The sequence below is a fragment of the Streptomyces sp. NPDC032822 genome (assembly GCF_055578825.1).
Map to the genome: position 1 here is coordinate 213,097 of NZ_JBVIOL010000007.1, position 18,275 is coordinate 231,371.

Genomic DNA, 18,275 nt, shown 5'->3' on the forward strand with positions numbered 1-18,275 from the left:
CGGCCGACAATGCACATCACCGCATCCGACTCGCTCGCGTCCCTCTGGGACGAGATCTTCGGCAGTCAGCCCGATCCCGATCTGTGGGTGGTGATCGCGACCCTCGCCGCCGCGGTCGCCGTGGTCGTCCCGCACGTCCTGTGGCGCGTCGCGCGCAACGCCATCACCATCGCCCACGAGGGCGGCCACGGTCTGGTCGCGCTGCTCACCGGCCGCACCCTCACCGGCATACGTCTGCACTCCGACACCAGCGGCCTCACCGTCAGCCGCGGCAAGCCGCACGGCATCGGCATGATCCTCACCGCCGCGTCCGGCTACACCGCGCCCCCGCTCCTGGGCCTCGGCGGCGCCGCCCTGCTGGGCGCCGGCCACATCACCGCCCTGCTGTGGCTGGCGACGATCCTGCTGGTCGCGATGCTGGTGATGATCCGCAACGCGTACGGCGCCCTCACGGTCCTCGTCAGCGGCGGCACCTTCGTGGTGGTGTCCTGGCTCGCGGGGCCACAGGTCCAGGCGGCGTTCGCGTACGCGGTGGTCTGGTTCCTGCTCCTCGGGGGCGTGCGTCCCGCTTTCGAGTTGCAGGCGAAGCGGTCGAGGGGCGGGGCGGGCGACTCCGACGCGGACCAGCTGTCACGGCTGACACACGTGCCGGCGGGCCTGTGGCTGTTCCTGTTCCACGCAGTGTCGCTGTGCTCGCTGATAGGCGGAGGACGCTGGCTCCTGGAGGGATGACGCACCCCCCGGGGGGCGGGCGTCCGGGGGCGCGGGGCCGTAGCGATCCGCGGCCCCGCCACGGGCCGCGACCAGCCCCGACGGCTCCGCACCCGACCACGGTGTCCTTGTGCGGCGGCCCTATAAAGTGGCCCTATGGCCCCGAACCCCGCGCACACCGCCCTCTGGCCCGCCCCGCACGCAAGCGGAGCCGTCGACGCGACGGTCCACGTGCCGGGTTCGAAGTCGGTCACCAACCGCGCCCTCGTCCTCGCCGCCCTCGCCTCCGAACCGGGCTGGCTGCGCCGTCCCCTCCGCTCCCGCGACACCCTGCTGATGGCCGGGGCGCTGCGCGCGATGGGCGTCGCCATCGAGGAGGGCGTGGGCCCGGACGGCTCCGGCGAGGCCTGGCGCGTGCTCCCCACCGGCCTGCACGGCCCGGCGACGGTCGACGTCGGCAACGCCGGCACGGTGATGCGCTTCCTGCCGCCGGTCGCCGCGCTCGCCGACGGCGCCATCCGCTTCGACGGCGACCCGCGGTCCTACGAGCGCCCCCTGCACGGCGTGATCGACGCGCTGCGCGTCCTCGGCGCCCGCATCGACGACGACGGCCGCGGCGCGCTGCCGCTGACGGTCCACGGCGGGGGCGCGCTGGACGGCGGCACCGTCGAGATCGACGCGTCCTCGTCCTCCCAGTTCGTGTCGGCCCTGCTGCTGTCCGGGCCGCGTTTCAACCAGGGTGTCGAGGTCCGGCACACCGGCTCGGCGCTGCCGTCCATGCCGCACATCCGGATGACCGTCGACATGCTGCGCTCGGTCGGCGCGCAGGTGGACACCCCGGAGTCGGGCGGCGAGCCGAACGTCTGGCGGGTCACGCCGGGCGCGCTGCTCGGCCGGGACCTGACGATCGAGCCGGACCTGTCGAACGCCCAGCCGTTCCTGGCGGCGGCCCTGGTGACCGGCGGCAAGGTCGTCGTACCGGACTGGCCGGCCCGCACCACCCAGCCCGGTGACCGGCTGCGCGAGATCTTCACCGAGATGGGTGGTTCCTGCGAACTCACCGAGTACGGCCTGGTGTTCACCGGTTCGGGTGCGATCCACGGCATCGATGTCGACCTGAGCGAGGTCGGCGAGCTGACCCCGGGCATCGCGGCGGTCGCGGCCCTCGCGGACTCCCCCTCCACCCTGCGGGGCGTGTCCCATCTGCGGCTGCACGAGACGGACCGGCTGGCCGCGCTCACCAAGGAGATCAACGAACTCGGCGGTGACGTGACGGAGACCGCCGACGGCCTGCACATCCGTCCGCGCCGGCTGCACGACGGGATCTTCCACACCTACGAGGACCACCGCATGGCGACGGCCGGCGCGATCATCGGCCTCGCGGTGCCGGGCGTGCAGATCGAGAACGTGGCGACGACGGCGAAGACCCTCCCGGACTTCCCCGACCTGTGGACCGGGATGCTCGGGAGCGATGGGGCGTAGGGGACTCACGCCATGCGCCGCTACGGCAAGCACACCGACGAGGACGACATCCGCTCCCGCCCCAACCGCAAGGGCAACCGGCCGCGTACGCACACCCGCCCCAAGCACGAGGAAGCGGTCGAGGGCATGGTCCTCACCGTCGACCGGGGCCGTCTGACCTGCCTGGTCGACGACCGGATCGTGATGGCGATGAAGGCCCGCGAACTGGGCCGCAAGGCCGCGGTGGTCGGCGACCGGGTGGCCATCGTCGGCGACCTCTCCGGCCAGAAGGACACCCTGGCCCGCATCGTCCGCATCGCGCCGCGCACCTCGGTCCTGCGCCGCACGGCGGACGACGACGACCCGTTCGAGCGGGTGGTCGTCGCCAACGCCGACCAACTCGCCATCGTCACCGCCCTCGCCGACCCCGAGCCCCGCCCCCGTCTGATCGACCGCTGTCTGGTGGCCGCGTTCGACGGCGGCCTGACCCCTCTCCTGGTCCTGACCAAGTCGGACCTGGCCCAGCCCGACAAACTGCTGGAGCTGTACGGCCACCTGGACATCCCGCACGTCGTCACCAGCCGCGAGGAACTGGAGAACGGCAACGCGGCGGACCGCGTACGCGAACAGCTCGACGGCAAGATCACCGCCTTCGTCGGCCACTCGGGCGTCGGCAAGACGACCCTGGTCAACGCGCTGGTACCGCAGGACCGCCGCCGGGTGACCGGCCATGTGAACGCGGTGACGGGGCGCGGTCGCCACACCACCACGTCGGCCCTGGCGCTTCCCCTGGCGGGGGACGCGGGCTGGGTGATCGACACCCCGGGCCTGCGGTCGTTCGGCCTGCACCACGTGGACCCCTCCCGCGTGATCCTCGCGTTCCCCGACCTGGTCCCGGGAACCGAAGGCTGCCCGCGCGCGTGCGGTCACGACGAGCCGGACTGCGCGCTGGACGCGTGGGTGGCGGAGGGGCACGCGGACCCGGCCCGGCTGTACTCGCTGCGCCGGCTGCTGTCCACGAGGGAGCGCAAGGAGGGCGACTGAGGAAGACGGCCGCGGAAGTGGCGGCTGACCTCCGCGTTGTTTGTCCCCGTGCCCGTCCGGTAAGGGCATAATCGCACCGAGCCGGATCCAGGCCTGACCACAGCCTGATGAAGCGGTCACCAAGCGCTGGGACACGTGGACCTACGGGAGGACAGCACATGGCGTGGCTGCTGGTCGTCGTGGCCGGGTTGCTGGAGACCGGTTTCGCCGTCTGTCTGAAGCTGTCGCACGGCTTCACCAGACTCTGGCCGACCATCGCGTTCTGCGTCTTCGCGCTCGGCAGTTTCGGTCTGCTGACCCTGGCGCTGAAGAAGCTCGACGTCGGTCCGGCGTACGCCGTCTGGACGGGCATCGGCGCGGCGGGGACGGCGATCTACGGAATGATCTTCCTCGACGACCTGGTCTCCACCCTGAAGATCGTCTCGATCAGCCTGGTGATCATCGGCGTGATCGGCCTCCAGCTGTCGGGCTCGTCGCACTGACCCGAGCGGCTCGTCCCACCGGCCCCGGCACCGGCGGTCAGTACGCCAACTGCCGCTGGAGCGCGCTGCGGACGAGATCCGCGATGCCGCCCTCGCCGGGCGGGGCCGCCACACAGGACAGGGCGAGACGGACGACGAGTTCGCAGGAGCGGGTCAGTTCGAGGGCCTCCGACTTGAGGGTGCCGGGCCCGGAGAGAACGGTCACCGCCCGGTCCCGCACCAGGGCCACGAAGTCGCCGGGTGACGGCAGCGGTCCGTCCGCGCGGCGCTGCGCCGGCACGGCGGAGACGGACGGCACCGCCGACAGGGTCGGTGAGGGCAGCCGCTCGCTCCAGCAGCCGGTGAGCATGGCCCGTACGAGCGCGTTCTCCCGGGCCGTCGACGCGGTCCACTCGGCGGTGGCGGTCAGCCGGTCCCGCGCGTCGCCGTGCCCGGCCAGCGCGCGCTCGACGCCGGTGAGGTACCCGTCCGCCTCCCGCCGGACCAGCGCCCGGGCCAGCCCTTCCTTGCTCCCGAACTCGTTGTACAGCGTCTGGCGCGACACCCCGGCCGCCGCGGCCACGTCCACCATCCGCACAGCCGACCAAGGCCGGCGCGCCAGCGCCGTGTAAGCGGCGTCCAGCAGGGATTCCCGCGCTGCAGGCATCGTCGCCTCCCTGGGGGGATCGGCTCTGCGCCCAGATTTGACGCGCACGGAGTCACTGTCAAGGGTTCGCGAGAGCATGCGAGGGCGCGCGGCACCCGCGCCCCGCCGCCACACCCGCCCCGCGCCCTGCCACCACACCCGCCCCCGCCCGGTCCCCGGCACCGCCCCGCTCGCCGCTGGGCGCCCGGCGGACACCCGGCGCCGCACCCACCCAGGCCCCCTGTAGCCCCCGCCACCACGTGCAGATAGCGTTCGCTACATGCCCGATTACCTCGACGACCTCCGTCTTGCCCATGTCCTCGCGGACGCGGCGGACGCGGCGACCATGGCCCGCTTCAAGGCCCTCGACCTCAAGGTCGAGACGAAGCCGGACATGACACCGGTCAGTGAAGCGGACAAGGCCGCGGAGGAACTCATCCGCGGTCAGCTCCAACGCGCCCGCCCCCGGGACGCGATCCTGGGCGAGGAGTACGGCATGGAGGGCACCGGCCCCCGCCGCTGGGTCGTCGACCCGATCGACGGCACCAAGAACTACGTACGCGGGGTGCCCGTCTGGGCCACCCTGATCTCCCTCATGGAGGCGGGCGAGGGCGGCTTCCAGCCCGTCGTCGGCGTCGTCTCCGCCCCCGCGCTCAACCGCCGCTGGTGGGCCGCGAAGGGCCACGGCGCCTACTCCGGGCGCAGCCTCTCCTCCGCGACCCGCCTGCACGTCTCCCGTGTCGGGAAGCTCTCCGACGCCTCCTTCGCGTACTCCTCGCTCACCGGCTGGGAGGACCAGGGCCGCCTGGGCGGCTTCCTGGACCTGACCCGCGAGGTGTGGCGCACGCGCGCGTACGGCGACTTCTGGCCGTACATGATGGTCGCCGAGGGCTCGATCGACATCTGCGCGGAACCGGAGCTCTCCCTCTGGGACATGGCCGCCACCGCGATCGTCGTGACGGAGTCCGGCGGCACCTTCACCGGCCTCGACGGCCACCCCGGCCCGCACAGCGGCAACGCGGCCGCGTCCAACGGCCTGCTGCACGACGAGTTCCTGGGCTACCTCAACGAACGCTACTGACGGGCAAGGGGCGCCACCGGCAAGCACAGATGAGCGCGCACGCCCTCAATCGGCCGCACGCGCCCCCTTGTTGACCTCCGCTTTGCCTGCCACTCTGAGGACACCCTCATTTGTGAACTTGTGAACCGTTGAACCAACGGCGGTTCCTAGGAGGTGACTCGGAACCCATGCTGGTCCGCGACGCCATGAGCACGGTGGTCCTCACCATCGGCCCCGCCCACACCCTCCGCCAGGCAGCCGCCCTGATGTCCGCCCGCAGAGTCGGCGCGGCGGTCGTCCACGACCCCGACGCCGGTGGCATCGGCATCCTCACCGAACGGGACGTCCTCAACTCCGTGGGCCTGGGCCAGAGCCCGGACACGGAACCCGTCCACGCCCACACCACGACCGACGTCGTGTTCGCCACCCCGACCTGGACCCTGGAGGAGGCGGCCCAGGCCATGGCACACGGCGGCTTCCGCCACCTCATCGTCCTGGACCGCGACGAGCCCGTCGGCATCGTCTCGGTCCGCGACATCATCGGCTGCTGGGCACCGGCCCGGCAGCACGTACCGGCCTGAGCGCGCGGGCGGGCCGGGCCCCTCCAGGGCGACCCGGCCCGCCTGCCCGACATCATCCAAGTCGAGACCTGGTCCAACTTCACACCTGTTCGGGATCTGGTCACCTTGCTGTTAAGCTGGCTCACATGAGTGACCTTCTGGAACGGCTGCGCGGACGCGGATGGCGGATGACCGCGCAGCGACGCGTCGTGGCCGAGGTGCTCGACGGCGAACACGTCCATCTGACGGCCGACGAGGTCCACTCCCGAGCCGTCGCCAAGCTGCCCGAGATCTCCCGGGCCACCGTCTACAACACGCTGGGCGAGCTGGTCATCCTCGGCGAGGTCCTCGAAGTCGCCACGGACAAGCGCGCCAAGCGCTACGACCCGAACGCGCACCAGCCGCACCACCACCTGGTCTGCGCCGGGTGCGGCACCATCCGGGACGTCCACCCCGGCGGCAACCCGCTGGCCGACCTCCCCGACTCGGAGCGCTTCGGCTTCACCGTCTCGGACGTCGAGGTGACGTACCGGGGCGTGTGCCCGAACTGCGCGGCGGCGTAGCCCCCACGTCTCCCCAGAAGGCCCCGGCATCGACGGATGCCGGGGCCTTCTGCCGCGCACGGCCTCCCGGCGCCCTCCCCACCCTCGCGCCGCGGGCCTCCCACACCCTCCCCGCACCCTTCCCGTATCTGACGGACCGTCATATCGTCGTGCGGCACACCCCACTCCGTACCGAACTCCGCGAGGAGCAACCGTGGGAGACCCGCACCCAAAACTCCACGCCACCGAGCTGACCCGCGTCTTCGGCCGCGCACCCCACGCCGTCGACGCCCTCGGCCCCGTCGATGTCACCGTCGCCCCCGGCGAGTTCGTCTGTCTCGTGGGCCCGTCGGGCTGCGGCAAGTCCACGCTCCTGCGCATCGCGGCGGGCCTGCTCCGCCCGAGCACGGGCCGCCTGGAGATCCGCACCGGCAGCCCCCGCCCCGCGGCCATGATCTTCCAGGACTACGGCATCTACGACTGGAAGACGGTCCGCGCGAACGTCCGCTTCGGGCTCGACATCCAGCGCGTCCCACGCCGTGAGGCGAACGCCCGCGCCGACGAGTGGCTGACCCGCATGGGCCTCGCCGACTTCGCACACGCCTACCCGGCGGCTCTCTCCGGTGGCATGCGTCAGCGCGTGGCGATTGCCCGCGCGCTCGCCGTCGAGCCCGAACTCCTCCTCATGGATGAGCCGCTCGCCGCCCTGGACGCCCAACTCCGCATGATCCTCCAGGAGGAGCTGCTGGAGCTCACCCAGACCACCCGCACCACCACCCTCTTCGTCACCCACAGCCTGGAGGAGGCGATCGTCCTCGGCGACCGCGTCCTGGTGATGTCCGCCCGCCCGGGCCGGATCATCGCCGAACACCGTCCGCCGTTCCCGCGCCCGCGCACCGGCGACATCCGCTCCACGCCCGAGTTCACCTCCCTCAAGAGCGACCTGTGGGACCTCCTCAGAAAGGAGGCGCTGCCGACATGACGACGATCACCCCGAGCAGGACCTCGCTCCTCGTCCGCCGCCCCGGCCCCCGGGAACTGCATCCCGTACGCACCCACCGCCGTCGGCGCGCCCTGGAACTGACCCTCGCGGTCGCCGTCCCCCTCCTCCTGGTCCTCCTCTGGCAACTGGCCGCCGCCCAGGCCTGGATCGACGACCGCGTCTACCCGGCCCCGTCCACGATCCTCGCCGACGGCTGGGACCGCGCGGCGGCCGGCGACCTGTGGCCGGACGTGTGGGCCACCCTCAAACGCGTACTGGCCGGCTACGCGATCGGCACCGCGGCGGGCTACGCGCTCGGCCTCCTGATGGGCTCCCTCTCCCTGGTCCGAGCCGCCCTGGAACCCCTCCTCGACGCCCTGTACGTGGTCCCCAAGCTGGCCCTGCTCCCGATCTTCCTGAACATGTTCGGCCTGGGCGAGGGCCCGCAGGTGGCGCTGGTCGCGGCGACCGTCTTCTTCTTCGTGTGGATCTCGACCATGTCGGCGGTGATCGCCGTCCCCACCGGCCACCGCGACGCGGGCCGGGTCTTCGGCGCATCCCCCTGGCAGATGTTCCGCCACGTTCTGCTCCCGGCGTCCCTCCCCGCCGTCCTGGTGGGCGCCCGGATAGCGGCGGGCGTGGCGGTCCTGGTGATCGTCGCCTCGGAGCAGATCGCGGCGACGAACGGCCTGGGCCACCTGATCTTCGACTCGCGCGCGCTGTTCCAGAACGACGTGATGTTCGTCGGCATCGTCTGCGTCGCCGTCCTGGGCGTGCTCTTCTCCGAACTGGTACGGATCGTCGGCAGGTTGCTCACCCCGTGGGCTCCGAGAGACCGAGGACGGGGACAGTCATGAAGCAACCTCCGTACGCCGCCGCACTGGTGGCGGCCGTACTCCTCACGTCGGCGGCCTGTTCGTCGCCGTACGAGTCGGACTCGGGCTCGCCCCCGGACTCGGCGGCGGACCACCGCACGATCCGCGCCGTGGAAGGCTGCGGCGACACGTCCTGGACCGACCCCGCCGACCTCTCGCCGACCCGGGTGCCGGCCCGCTGCCAACCCGGCGCCCCTGCCCCGCAGCCTCTCACCAAGACCCGCAAACTCACGATCGCGACGGGCACCCTCAGCGCGGAGTATGTCGCCCCCCTCCAAGTGGCGCTCGACAAGGGCGAGTTCAAGAAGGAGGGCCTGGACGTCACCCTGAAGGTGCTGCCCACCCCGGACGCGCTGCCCCTCCTGGCCAAGGGGGACATCGATGCCCAGTGGGCCGCCCCGGAGGCAGCCGTCATGAACGGCGTCCGCGGCGGCTTCGACATCAGGTGGGTCGCGGGCAACTTCTCGCCCGACCCGGCGTCGAAGAGCGGACTGTGGGTGCGGCTGAAGAAGGGCGAGAGCGCCGACCGGGTGGCCATGGCGGGGCGCAGGATGGGCACGATGATCGGCAAGGGCTCCGTGATCGCGTACCCCATGGAGAAGACCCTGGAGAAACACGGTGGCGGCCTCGACAAGATCCAGTACGCCCAGCTGGGCTCCGCCGACGTCCTCACCGCCCTGCAGAACGGAGGCGTCGACTCCGCCTGGCTCCTCGACCCGGTCTGGCGCAAGGTCGACAGCGAGCCCGGCTACGCCTTCCTGGGCGGCCAGCCCCTCGGCGAGCCCCTCGGTGGCATGCTCTACGGCCGCAGCCTGCTGAACGACGACGTGGACGCGGGAGTGGCGCTGCTCCGGGCCTACATCCGCACGATCAACACGTACTTCGCGTCCGACTACAAGCAGGACCCGGCCTTCGTCACCTATCTGGCGACCCTCCTGAAGGCCGACAAGGCAACCCTCCGGTCCACCCCGTCCCTCCGCATGGACTGGGAGATCCGCGGCGGCACCACGACCCGCCTCCAGTCCGCGTACGGCGCCCAGGGCGTCACGGAGGGCGCGCCCCTACCGGAGTCGAAGACGGTGACCAGAACCCTCTACGAGGAGGCGGTAGGCCACGTCCGGTAAACACCAAACACCAAATAAACCTAGGGCCGGAACCCATTTCTGGATTCCGACCCTAGGCCTTCAGTAGCGGGGACAGGATTTGAACCTGCGACCTCTGGGTTATGAGCCCAGCGAGCTACCGAGCTGCTCCACCCCGCGTCGATGAATGCAACACTACGTCAAGAACACCAACAGAAGCAAATCACTATCCCCCCAGCTCAACCCCCTACGAACAGTCACGACAACGGCGCCCACACCAGGCCCGCGCCCAGCCCCAGGAGCACAGGAGCCGGACGCAGAGAACCCTCACAAGGAACCCCGAGGCCCACACCCCCACCCTGGGGCCGCACAGTCCCAACGGGGCACCACGACGGAGCCCTGCGGAGGCCCGGGGCGCGCAATCCCCGCCCAGTTTCAGGAGCGCGCAACGCCGGGGTGCGGGGGCGGCTCCCCGCCCGGGGGCCAGGGGCGGAGCCCTGCGAGGGGTAGCAGGGAACGCCGTCCCCGCGAGGTCCAGGGCACAGCCCGCACCGTGCAGGCGCCGGAATCCCCGCGGCGTTCAGGGGCGAAGCCCCGTAAGGGGTAGCAGGAGACGCAGTCCCCGCCCGGGGTTCAGAGGCGGAGCCCCGCGAGGGGTAGCAGGAGACGCAGTCCCACGGGGTCCAGGGCACAGCCCGCACCGTGCAGGCGCCGGAATCCCCGCGGCGTTCAGGGGCGAAGCCCCGTAAGGGGTGTAGGGGACGCAGTCCCCGCCCGGGGTCCAGGGGCGGAGCCCCTGGGCGGGGTCGAAGGGGCGGAGCCCCTGGGGACGGGACGGGAAGGGGCGGCGGGGGCGAGGAAAACCCGGCGCGCACCCCCGCCCCGCCCCACCTTGTGACGTCACCTCGTCACGTCACGCCGACAGCTCCTGCCGCAACGCATCCCGCAACCGAGCCGCCCGCTCGGCAACCTCTCCCGGCCCGAGGGCCACCGCCCGGTCGGCCCACCGCTGCCCCTCGGCCAACTTGCCCGCCCGCGCGTAGACAAGGGCAAGCCGCAACGCAGCCCGCCCGTGCCCGGCGTCAGCCGCCCGAGTCCACCACACCGCGGCCTCCGGCTCACTGCCCTCCCGAGCCAGCAACAGCCCCAGATTGAAGGCACCGTTCCGGGACCCCGCCTCGGCGGCCTCCCGGTACCACCGGGCCGCCTCCACGACATCGCCCCGCGCGGCGGCCAGCATCCCGACCCGCACCTGCGCCCGCCGATGCCCGAGCGACGCCGACCGCTCGTACCACTCCTCGCACTCGCTCTTCTCGTGCACCGTCTCCCCGAGCTCATGCGCCGGCACAGGCGGCCGCCGGGCGTCCAGCACGGTCGCCAGCCGGTACGCGGCCTCCGCGCTGCCACCCCCCGCCGCACACCGCAGATACCGCTCCGCCTCCCGATCGTCCCCGTCCCGCAGCCGCGCGATCCCGACCTGCAGCGCCGCCTCCGTGTGCCCGGCGCCCGCCGCCCGCTCGTACCACCGCAGCGCGACGACGTCCTCGCCCCGCCCGGCGAACAGGATCCCCAGGTTGAACGCGGCGTCGACGCTCCCGGCCTCCGCGGCCTTGGAGAACCACGGCTCCGCGCCGCCCGTGTCCCCGCCCTGGAGCAGCAGGATCGCCAGCGCGTTCGCCGCCTCCCGGTGCCCGGCGTACGCGGCCCGCCGGTACCACTGTTCGGCCTGCGCGGTCCGCCCCTGTTCGGCGCAGAGCAGCCCGAGGTTGTACGCCCCGTTGTCGTCCCCGGCGTCCATCGCGGCCCGGTACCAGCGCTCGGCGGTCTGCGGCTCACCGCGCTCGGCGTGCAGCGCGCCCAGCGCGTTGGCCGCGTTGCCGTCGCCGTCCTGTGCGGCCCGCAGCCACCACACGGCGGCGCTCTCGGTGTCCCCGGCGTCGCGCAGCAGGAACCCGAGCGCGCAGGCGGCCCGCGCCTCCCCGTCCTTGGCGGAGGTCAGGTACCAGCGCCCGGCCTCCTTGAGCGCGCCCCGCTTCTCCAGGATCGCCCCGAGGTGCAGCGCGGCCCGCCGGTGCCCGCGCGCGGCGGCCTGGCGGTACCACTGTTCGGCCTCTTCCCGTACGGAGACACCGTTGTCACCCCCGGCCTCCCCCGCACCTGCGTCGCCGACCGCCTTGCGATCGAGCGCGCGAGCCAGCCGGTACGCCGCCTCCCGGTGCCCCCGCTCGGCCGAGGACCGCATCCACTGCTCGGCACCGGCGTCACCGCGGTGCTCCAGCAGGTCGGCGAGGGCGTACGCGCCCAGCGCGTGCCCCTGCTCGGCGGACTGCCTGAGCCAGTACTCCGCGGCCGGCTCGTCACCCCGCTCCCGGTGGTACCGGCCGAGCGCGTGCGCGGCCGGGGCGGACCCGGCGACGGCGGCGATCCGCCACCATCCGGCGGCGTCGTCGGCGTAGCCGCGCTGGTGGAGGAGGACTCCCAGGTTGTTGGCGGCGGCCCGGTCACCGGCCGCGGTGGCGGCACGCAGATGGGGCTCGGCTCCGTCGAGATCACCGCGGCGCAGCAGCATGGCCCCGAGGACGCTCATCGCCTCGACGTCGCCCGCTTCGGCGGCGATCCGCCGGCGGACCTCCTCGGCCGCGTCCTCGGCGACACCCTCGACCACCTCCCCGGCCTCGTCGCGCCTGGAAGGTTGCACAAAACGCCCTGTCTCGAACAGAGTTGCCTTGTCCCCCATAACGTCCATCGTCGCACCACCTGCAACCTGGGTACACCTGGTATACCGCAGCCAGTGAGGTCACTTCAGCGTTTTGTCGACATGCCCACAGAGAGACAAGTCAAACACCGATCGCCCAACTCCCCTCGGCGGCACGGCCGTCACCGGGGTCGGCACATCCGTTCGCACACGGCGAAGGCCCGGATCCTTTTCAGGATCCGGGCCTTCGCCGGCCTACGACCGATGTCGTCGACTTCAGTAGCGGGGACAGGATTTGAACCTGCGACCTCTGGGTTATGAGCCCAGCGAGCTACCGAGCTGCTCCACCCCGCGCCGTTGTTCTGCAACCGTATCACGGCGCGGGGTGGGCTTTGACCAGCCTTTTTCGGGGCTGCCGGTCAGCCGCTGTCGGGGCTGGCGCTCGGACTCGGACTACTGCTGGGCTTGGCGCTGGGACTGGGACTGCCGGTGCCGCCACCACCGGTCTTGTCCGCCGCGGTCTGCGCGTCCTCCGCCCGCTTCAGGGCGTCCTCCAGGTCCTTCTGCGCCTGGCCGTACGCCTCCCAGTCACCCTTCTTCAGGGCGTCCTGGCCGGCGTCGAAGGCCTTCTGGGCATCGTCCAGAGCGGCTTGGACCGTCGGGTTGCTGGACGTCGGCGGCGGTGTGGTCGCGCCGTCCCCGTCCCCGTCGCCCTCGTCCGGTGGCTCGGTGGTCGAACCGTCCGCTCCGAAGACCTTGTTGAGGGCCTCGTCGAGGGTGTCCTCGAAGGCGGTGTTGCCTCCGTAGGTCACCAACACCTTTCTCAGCAGCGGGTACTTGAGTCCACCACCGCGTACGTAGACGGGCTCCACGTACAGCAGTCCTCCGTCGAGGGGCACCGTCAGCAGGTTGCCGTACTCCACTTCGGAGTCGCCGCCCTGCAGAAGTCTGATGGACTCGGCGATGTCCTGTTCGGAGTTGAACTGGCTCTGCACCTGTTTAGGCCCGTTGACGGTGGTGCTGGTCGGCAGTTTCAGAATTCTGATCTTGCCGTAGTCGGGAGTCCCCGCCTCCGCGTCGACCGCCATGAACGCACTGAGGTTGTCCCGCCCGTTGGGCGAGAAGGTGGTCGTCAGCGAGAACGCCTGTGCCGACTGGTCGGGCATCTTCATGCTCAGGTAATACGGCGGCACCGCGTCACCCGACTTGTTGGTCGGGTCGTCCGGCACCTGCCACACCTCGCTGCCGCTGAGGAACGTGTCGGCGTCCTCGACGTGGTAGCGGCTGAGCAGTTCGCGCTGGACCTTGAACAGGTCCTGCGGGTACCGGAGATGGGCCATCAGCGACTCGGAGATGTCGGTCTTGGACTTCACCGTGCCGGGGAACGCCTTCATCCAGGTCTTCAGGACCGGGTCCTTGGTGTCCCACTGGTAGAGCTTGACCTGGCCGGTGTACGCGTCGACGGTCGCCTTCACCGAGTTGCGGATGTAGTTGACCTGGTTCTGCTGGGCCACCACCGCGCGCGAGTTGTTCGTCGCCGTCAGCGAGTCGGCCGTCGTGTCACCGAGGGTCGTACGCGAGGAGTACGGGTAGCCGTTCGTCGTCGTGTAGGCGTCGACGATCCACTGGATCTTGCCGTCCACGACCGCCGGATAGGCGTCGCCGTCAATGGTGAGCCAGGGGGCCACCGCCTCGACGCGCTGCTTGGGTGTGCGGTTGTACAGGATCCGCGAACCCTCGCCGATCGCACCGGAGTACAGGATCTGCGGCTCGCTGAACGCCGCCGCGTACGCGGCCCGGTTGACCGGGTTGGAGAGGTTGACCCCGCTGTCGGCCGTGTAGCTGAAGGTCTTCTCGCCGCTGTCGTCGGAGTAGTCGATCTCCTTCTGGGGACCGCCGACGATCGAGTACGTGGTGGTCTTCTCGCCGTAGTAGACCCGCTGCTGGTACGTCCCGAGGTCACCCTGGGACGGCAGGTCGGACTCGGTGAAGACCGGGCGGCCCTCGGCGTCCGCGGTGGTGCCCTTGGCGGCGACCACGCCGTAGCCGTGGGTGTAGCGGAAGTGGTCGTTGATCCAGTTGTTCTTCGGAATGCCGTTGAGGTTCAGCTCACGCAGACCGATGACCGTGTCCTGGTCCTTGCCGTCCTTGCTGTACCGGTCGACGTCCAGGTTGGTCGGGAAGGCGTAGTAGTTACGCATCTGCTGGAGCTGCTGGAACGTCGGAGAGACCACGTTCGGGTCCATGACACGGATGCTGGCCGTGGCGTCGACGTCGTCGCGCAGCTTGGTCTTGTCCGTGGTGTCGGATTTGCCGGCGTACTCGGTGACCTTGGTGTCGTCGATGCCGTACGCCTCGCGCGTCGCCTTGAGGTTCTTCGCGACGTACGGCGCTTCCTTGGCCTGCTCGTTCGGCTGGACCTGGAACTTCTGGACGATCGCCGGGTACAGGCCGCCGATGAGGATGGCGGACAGCACCATCAGGCCGAAGCCGATCACCGGGAGCTGCCAGGTGCGCCGCCACAGGGTGGCGAAGAACAGCACGGCACAGATCACGGCGATGCAGAACAGGATGGTCTTGGCCGGCAGATAGGCGTTCGCGTCGACGTACCTGAGGCCGGTCCAGGCGTCGGTGGCCTTGAAGTCGCTGGACTTCACGGCCAGTCCGTACCGGTCGAGCCAGTACGCGACCGCCTTGAGGGCGACGAAGATGCCCAGCAGCACGGACAGGTGCCCGGTCGCGGCGGCCGTGGCACGCGCGCCCGGGGAGGTGACCCTGAGCCCGCCGTACAGGTAGTGGGTGAGCGCGGCGGCGATCACGGAGAGGATCGCGGCGGCAAAGCCGAAGCCGAGCAGGAACCGGTACCAGGGCAGGTCGAAGGCGTAGAAGGAGACGTCGAGATGGAACTGCGGGTCCTTCTGATTGAAGGGCACGCCGTTCACCCACATCAGCCAGGTCCGCCACTGGCTGGACGCCGAGGCGCCCGCGATGAGACCCACCAGGGCGGTGACACCGAGGAGCAGCCACCTCTTGTACGGCGCGATGCCCATCCGGTAGCGGTCGAGGCTCTGCTGCTCCATCGACATGGCGCTCAGCGGCGGGCGCAGCCGGTGGGCCAGCCAGATGTTGAAGCCGACCGCCAGGGCCATGAGCAGGCCGAAGACGAAGAAGAGCCCGATCTTGGTCCACAGGGTGGTCGTGAAGACGGACGAGTACTTCACCGACCGGTACCACAGCCAGTCCGTCCAGAACCCGGCGAACATGGTGAACGCCATGCCGAGGACGGCAAGCACGCCCAGTGTCATGAGCAGGGTCCGGACACGCCGGGACGGGCGGCCCACTCTGATCCGTGGCCCCGTCGGGCCTCCGCCGCGGTCCGGCATCTGGAAAGCCAAGGTGCGCACCTCGAAGTTCGCTGTTGGTCTGTCAGACCCGCGTCGTCACGGGCCGTCCGTGGGCCACGTGATCGTAGGCCCTCACCTATGCAACTTACTCACGCTTTACTCGGTTCCCGATTCCGGCCCTGAACGAGAGAGGATTGTGACCATGTCCAACACTCCCATGGCGGCGAGCCCGCTGACCCGGGCCGTTCTCGAGATCGACGAGTACGCCTCCGGCCTCGGCTGGGACCAGCCCGCCCGCCTCTTCGCCCTCGTAGACACCGTCCGACTGCGCACCCAGGAACCCGCTCTCGCGAGCCAGCTCGGCCTCGACGGGGAGCAGCAGAGCACCGGCCTCACCCCGATCGAGCAGGAAGAGATCCCCGCAGGCAAGCCGCTCGACGAGTTCCTCGGCACGATCGCCTGGCCCGACGCGGTGGTCGGCTGCGCGCTCACCGTGGAGCGCCTGATGCTGCCGCCGTCCGCGGAGGCGTCCGTCCCGGAGGGGCTGAGCGAGAAGAAGCTCGCCCAGTGGGTGGCCGAACATCCGGACCGTCAGGAGGTACGGATGACGGTCGCGGTCCTGCGGGACGGTGCCCGCGACTCGGCGCTGCGGCTGCGCGAGAAGGACTCCCCGACGGAGGTCCTCACGGGCGGCGCCCTGGTGCCGGGGCTGGCTCAGGCGCTGGCGGCGACGTTCGAGGAGTAGCCCGCGGGGCTACTTCGTCGTGCACGTCGGCAGGTCGGCGGTGTCGCCGGAGCGGATGTCCTTGAGGGCGCCGAGGGCGTCGTCGATGGTCTTCACCTTGACGAGGGTGAGTCCGTCGGGGGCGTCGCTCGCGGCGGCCGCGCAGTTGTCGGCGGGTGTGAGGAAGTACTGGGCGCCCTTGCTGCGCGCTCCCACGGTCTTCATCTCGATGCCGCCGATCGGGCCGACCTTGCCGTCGTCGTCGATCGTCCCGGTGCCGGCGACGAACTTGCCGCCGGTGAGGTTGCCCGGGGTGAGCTTGTCGTAGATGCCGAGCGCGAACATCAGACCGGCGCTGGGACCACCCACATCGGCGAGCTTGATGTCGATGGTGAACGGGAAGGTGTGGTCCGTACCCGCGGAGATCCCGACGATGGCGCGCTTCTCGCCGGTGTCGTCGGAGGCCTTCGTCGTGACGGTGATGTCCTTGGTCCCGGTCGCCGTCCTGTTCTCCTTCTCGGCGGCGGCCTGCTCCTTGGCGGGCACGACCGTGAAGACGACGTCCTCGCCCGGCTTGTGCTTGGTCACCAGCTCGGCGACGTCCCCGGGCTCCTTGACCGTCGTACCGTCGACGGCCTTGATCACGTCACCGGCGTGCAGCCGGCCCTCGGCCGGGGAGTCCTTGACGACCGTCGAGACGATCACCCAGGACTGCACCGGGACGTCCAGCTCCTTGAGGGCGGCGACCTTGGCGCTCTCCTGGGACTGGCTGAACTCCTCGGCGTTCTCCTGGGTGGACTGCTCCTCGGTCTTGCCGTCCGGGTAGAGGGTGTCGTGCGGGACGACCTTGTTGTCGTGCGCCAGCCATCCGTAGACGGCCTCGACGAGGTTCATCTTGTAGTCGGCGCTGGTGACCCGGACGGTGGTCATGTTCAGATGCCCACTGGTCGCGTACGTCTTCCGCCCCGAGATCTGCAGCACCGGCTCGCCGTCGTGGTCCCCGAGTGTGTTCACCGTCGGGCCCGGTGACATCTCCGAGTACGGCACTTTGATGAAGACTCCCGCGCACAGGAGCGCGATCAGCATCAGGGTGGAGGCGAGCATCGTCGCGGTGCGGCGTGGCATGGCACGACAGTACGGGACGCCACTGTCAGCGGACCGTCAGGGCCGCGTCCGGGTCAGGTGCCCGACCGGGGCTTCTCCATGGCGGCACGGAAACGGGCGTACCCGTCGAGCTCGGGGCCGTCGCTGCGCGCCTTTCGGGTCCGAGTGGCCCAACTGCCCCAGAGACCGGCGCCGATCCCGGTCATGAGCGGAATCAGCAACCAGGCGAGCGCCGCCATGCCGACCTCCCAACCCCAGTGATTCACCGCAACTGACTGATCAGCAGATTAATCGTCCGCACTGACAACGCTCACGGCAGGGGTGCGGTTACGCAACCGGAGGAGGTGGGGCGGCCGGTCGGCGCGACGGCTGGCGCCCGGTCGGGGCTCAGCAGGCGCCGACCCACTCCTCGGTGCCGTCGGAGAACTTCTGGTGCTTCCAGATGGGCACTTCGTGCTTGAGGTCGTCGATCAGCTTCCGGCAGGCCTCGAAGGCCTCGCCCCGATGGGGGCAGGAGACGGCCACGACGACGGCGAGGTCACCGACCCGCAGGTCCCCCACCCGATGCACGGCCGCCAGGGCCCGCACCGGGTACTGGGCGACGACCTTCTCGGCGATCCGCCGCATCTCGGCCTCGGCACTGGGGTGGCACGAATACCCGAGCGCGTCGACATCGGCACCCCCGTCGTGGTTCCGCACGGTCCCGACGAACAGCGCGGTCCCGCCCGCGGCGTCGTCCCCGACGGCCCGGAAGACCTCGTCCAGGGAGAGTGCCGTCTCCCGGATCGCGAGAAGCTTGACGGGATCCTGCGCGGCCTGCTCACCGGGGTGATCGTGTGTGGGTGCCATGTCCCCATCGTGCCGCACCCCGCGAACCACGGGGAATAGCGCTATCGCCCGGCACGCGCGCGTGCCCCTTTGGAGCCTCCTACAGGCGAGGGGCCGTACCCGTGTCGTTGTCCGTCGGACTCGCGCGTACACCCG

Annotated in this window: 17 protein-coding genes and 2 tRNA genes; 11 read left to right on the top strand and 8 right to left on the bottom strand. The window is 70.7% G+C overall.

What is annotated here, in order from left to right; all coding sequences use genetic code 11:
- Positions 1-9 precede the first annotated feature (9 nt).
- From ACZ5VD_RS21505 to ACZ5VD_RS21520, 4 genes are all read left to right on the top strand, one after another.
- Positions 10-732: a M50 family metallopeptidase gene (locus ACZ5VD_RS21505; RefSeq protein ID WP_468550958.1), complete on the top strand. Its 723-nt coding sequence runs from the start codon at positions 10-12 to the stop codon at positions 730-732.
- A 135-nt stretch (positions 733-867) separates the two neighbouring features.
- Positions 868-2,193 (top strand): 3-phosphoshikimate 1-carboxyvinyltransferase, encoded by a 1,326-nt coding sequence (gene aroA / locus ACZ5VD_RS21510; protein ID WP_468550957.1) that lies wholly within the window; start codon positions 868-870, stop codon positions 2,191-2,193.
- Between the two features lie 12 nt (positions 2,194-2,205).
- A complete protein-coding gene (gene rsgA / locus ACZ5VD_RS21515) occupies positions 2,206-3,216 on the top strand; it encodes a ribosome small subunit-dependent GTPase A (protein WP_468550956.1) in 1,011 nt (336 codons plus the stop codon).
- Between the two features lie 158 nt (positions 3,217-3,374).
- The gene (locus tag ACZ5VD_RS21520) at positions 3,375-3,698 is read left to right on the top strand and encodes a DMT family transporter (protein WP_468550955.1); all 324 of its coding nucleotides are present in this window, start codon (positions 3,375-3,377) and stop codon (positions 3,696-3,698) included.
- A 37-nt stretch (positions 3,699-3,735) separates the two neighbouring features.
- On the opposite strand, the gene ACZ5VD_RS21525 is transcribed toward ACZ5VD_RS21520, so the two are convergent.
- A complete protein-coding gene (locus ACZ5VD_RS21525; RefSeq protein ID WP_468550954.1) occupies positions 3,736-4,344 on the bottom strand; it encodes a TetR/AcrR family transcriptional regulator in 609 nt (202 codons plus the stop codon).
- Positions 4,345-4,603: 259 nt separating this feature from the next.
- Between ACZ5VD_RS21525 and hisN the strand changes: the two genes are divergently transcribed.
- From hisN to ACZ5VD_RS21555, 6 genes are all read left to right on the top strand, one after another.
- Positions 4,604-5,404: a histidinol-phosphatase gene (gene hisN, locus ACZ5VD_RS21530; RefSeq protein WP_468550953.1), complete on the top strand. Its 801-nt coding sequence runs from the start codon at positions 4,604-4,606 to the stop codon at positions 5,402-5,404.
- Positions 5,405-5,571: 167 nt separating this feature from the next.
- On the top strand, positions 5,572-5,964 hold the full coding sequence (locus ACZ5VD_RS21535; protein WP_468550952.1) for a CBS domain-containing protein: 393 nt from the start codon (positions 5,572-5,574) through the stop codon (positions 5,962-5,964).
- A 125-nt stretch (positions 5,965-6,089) separates the two neighbouring features.
- A complete protein-coding gene (locus ACZ5VD_RS21540) occupies positions 6,090-6,506 on the top strand; it encodes a Fur family transcriptional regulator (protein WP_468682951.1) in 417 nt (138 codons plus the stop codon).
- A gap of 193 nt (positions 6,507-6,699) precedes the next feature.
- Positions 6,700-7,467 (top strand): ABC transporter ATP-binding protein, encoded by a 768-nt coding sequence (locus tag ACZ5VD_RS21545; protein ID WP_468682952.1) that lies wholly within the window; start codon positions 6,700-6,702, stop codon positions 7,465-7,467.
- Positions 7,464-8,324 carry an ABC transporter permease gene (locus ACZ5VD_RS21550; RefSeq protein WP_468550949.1) on the top strand — a complete coding sequence of 287 codons (861 nt, stop codon included), beginning with the start codon at positions 7,464-7,466 and terminating at the stop codon, positions 8,322-8,324. Before ACZ5VD_RS21545 ends, ACZ5VD_RS21550 begins: the two co-directional genes overlap by 4 nt.
- Entirely contained in the window at positions 8,321-9,466 is a 1,146-nt protein-coding gene (locus tag ACZ5VD_RS21555) for an ABC transporter substrate-binding protein (RefSeq protein WP_468682953.1), read from the top strand. The genes ACZ5VD_RS21550 and ACZ5VD_RS21555 overlap by 4 nt, the downstream gene beginning before the upstream one ends.
- Before the next feature lie 64 nt (positions 9,467-9,530).
- Here ACZ5VD_RS21555 and ACZ5VD_RS21560 read toward each other — a convergent pair.
- From ACZ5VD_RS21560 to ACZ5VD_RS21575, 4 genes are all read right to left on the bottom strand, one after another.
- Positions 9,531-9,604 (bottom strand) — tRNA-Met (locus ACZ5VD_RS21560).
- A 733-nt stretch (positions 9,605-10,337) separates the two neighbouring features.
- The gene (locus tag ACZ5VD_RS21565) at positions 10,338-12,170 is read right to left on the bottom strand and encodes a tetratricopeptide repeat protein (RefSeq protein WP_468550947.1); all 1,833 of its coding nucleotides are present in this window, start codon (positions 12,168-12,170) and stop codon (positions 10,338-10,340) included.
- 229 nt (positions 12,171-12,399) lie between these two features.
- Positions 12,400-12,473, bottom strand: a tRNA-Met gene (locus tag ACZ5VD_RS21570).
- A gap of 65 nt (positions 12,474-12,538) precedes the next feature.
- Positions 12,539-15,502 (bottom strand): UPF0182 family membrane protein, encoded by a 2,964-nt coding sequence (locus tag ACZ5VD_RS21575; RefSeq protein WP_468551144.1) that lies wholly within the window; start codon positions 15,500-15,502, stop codon positions 12,539-12,541.
- Positions 15,503-15,665: 163 nt separating this feature from the next.
- On the opposite strand from ACZ5VD_RS21575, the gene ACZ5VD_RS21580 reads away from it, so the two are divergent.
- Positions 15,666-16,208, top strand: a complete 543-nt coding sequence (locus tag ACZ5VD_RS21580; RefSeq protein WP_468550946.1) for a PPA1309 family protein — start codon at positions 15,666-15,668, stop codon at positions 16,206-16,208.
- A gap of 9 nt (positions 16,209-16,217) precedes the next feature.
- Here ACZ5VD_RS21580 and ACZ5VD_RS21585 read toward each other — a convergent pair whose 3' ends face one another.
- The 3 genes from ACZ5VD_RS21585 to ACZ5VD_RS21595 form a co-directional block, all read right to left on the bottom strand.
- Positions 16,218-17,312 (bottom strand): YlbL family protein, encoded by a 1,095-nt coding sequence (locus ACZ5VD_RS21585; protein WP_468550945.1) that lies wholly within the window; start codon positions 17,310-17,312, stop codon positions 16,218-16,220.
- Between the two features lie 53 nt (positions 17,313-17,365).
- On the bottom strand, positions 17,366-17,557 hold the full coding sequence (locus ACZ5VD_RS21590) for a hypothetical protein (RefSeq protein WP_468551156.1): 192 nt from the start codon (positions 17,555-17,557) through the stop codon (positions 17,366-17,368).
- 121 nt (positions 17,558-17,678) lie between these two features.
- On the bottom strand, positions 17,679-18,140 hold the full coding sequence (locus ACZ5VD_RS21595; RefSeq protein WP_468550944.1) for a molybdenum cofactor biosynthesis protein MoaE: 462 nt from the start codon (positions 18,138-18,140) through the stop codon (positions 17,679-17,681).
- Positions 18,141-18,275: the final 135 nt, after the last annotated feature.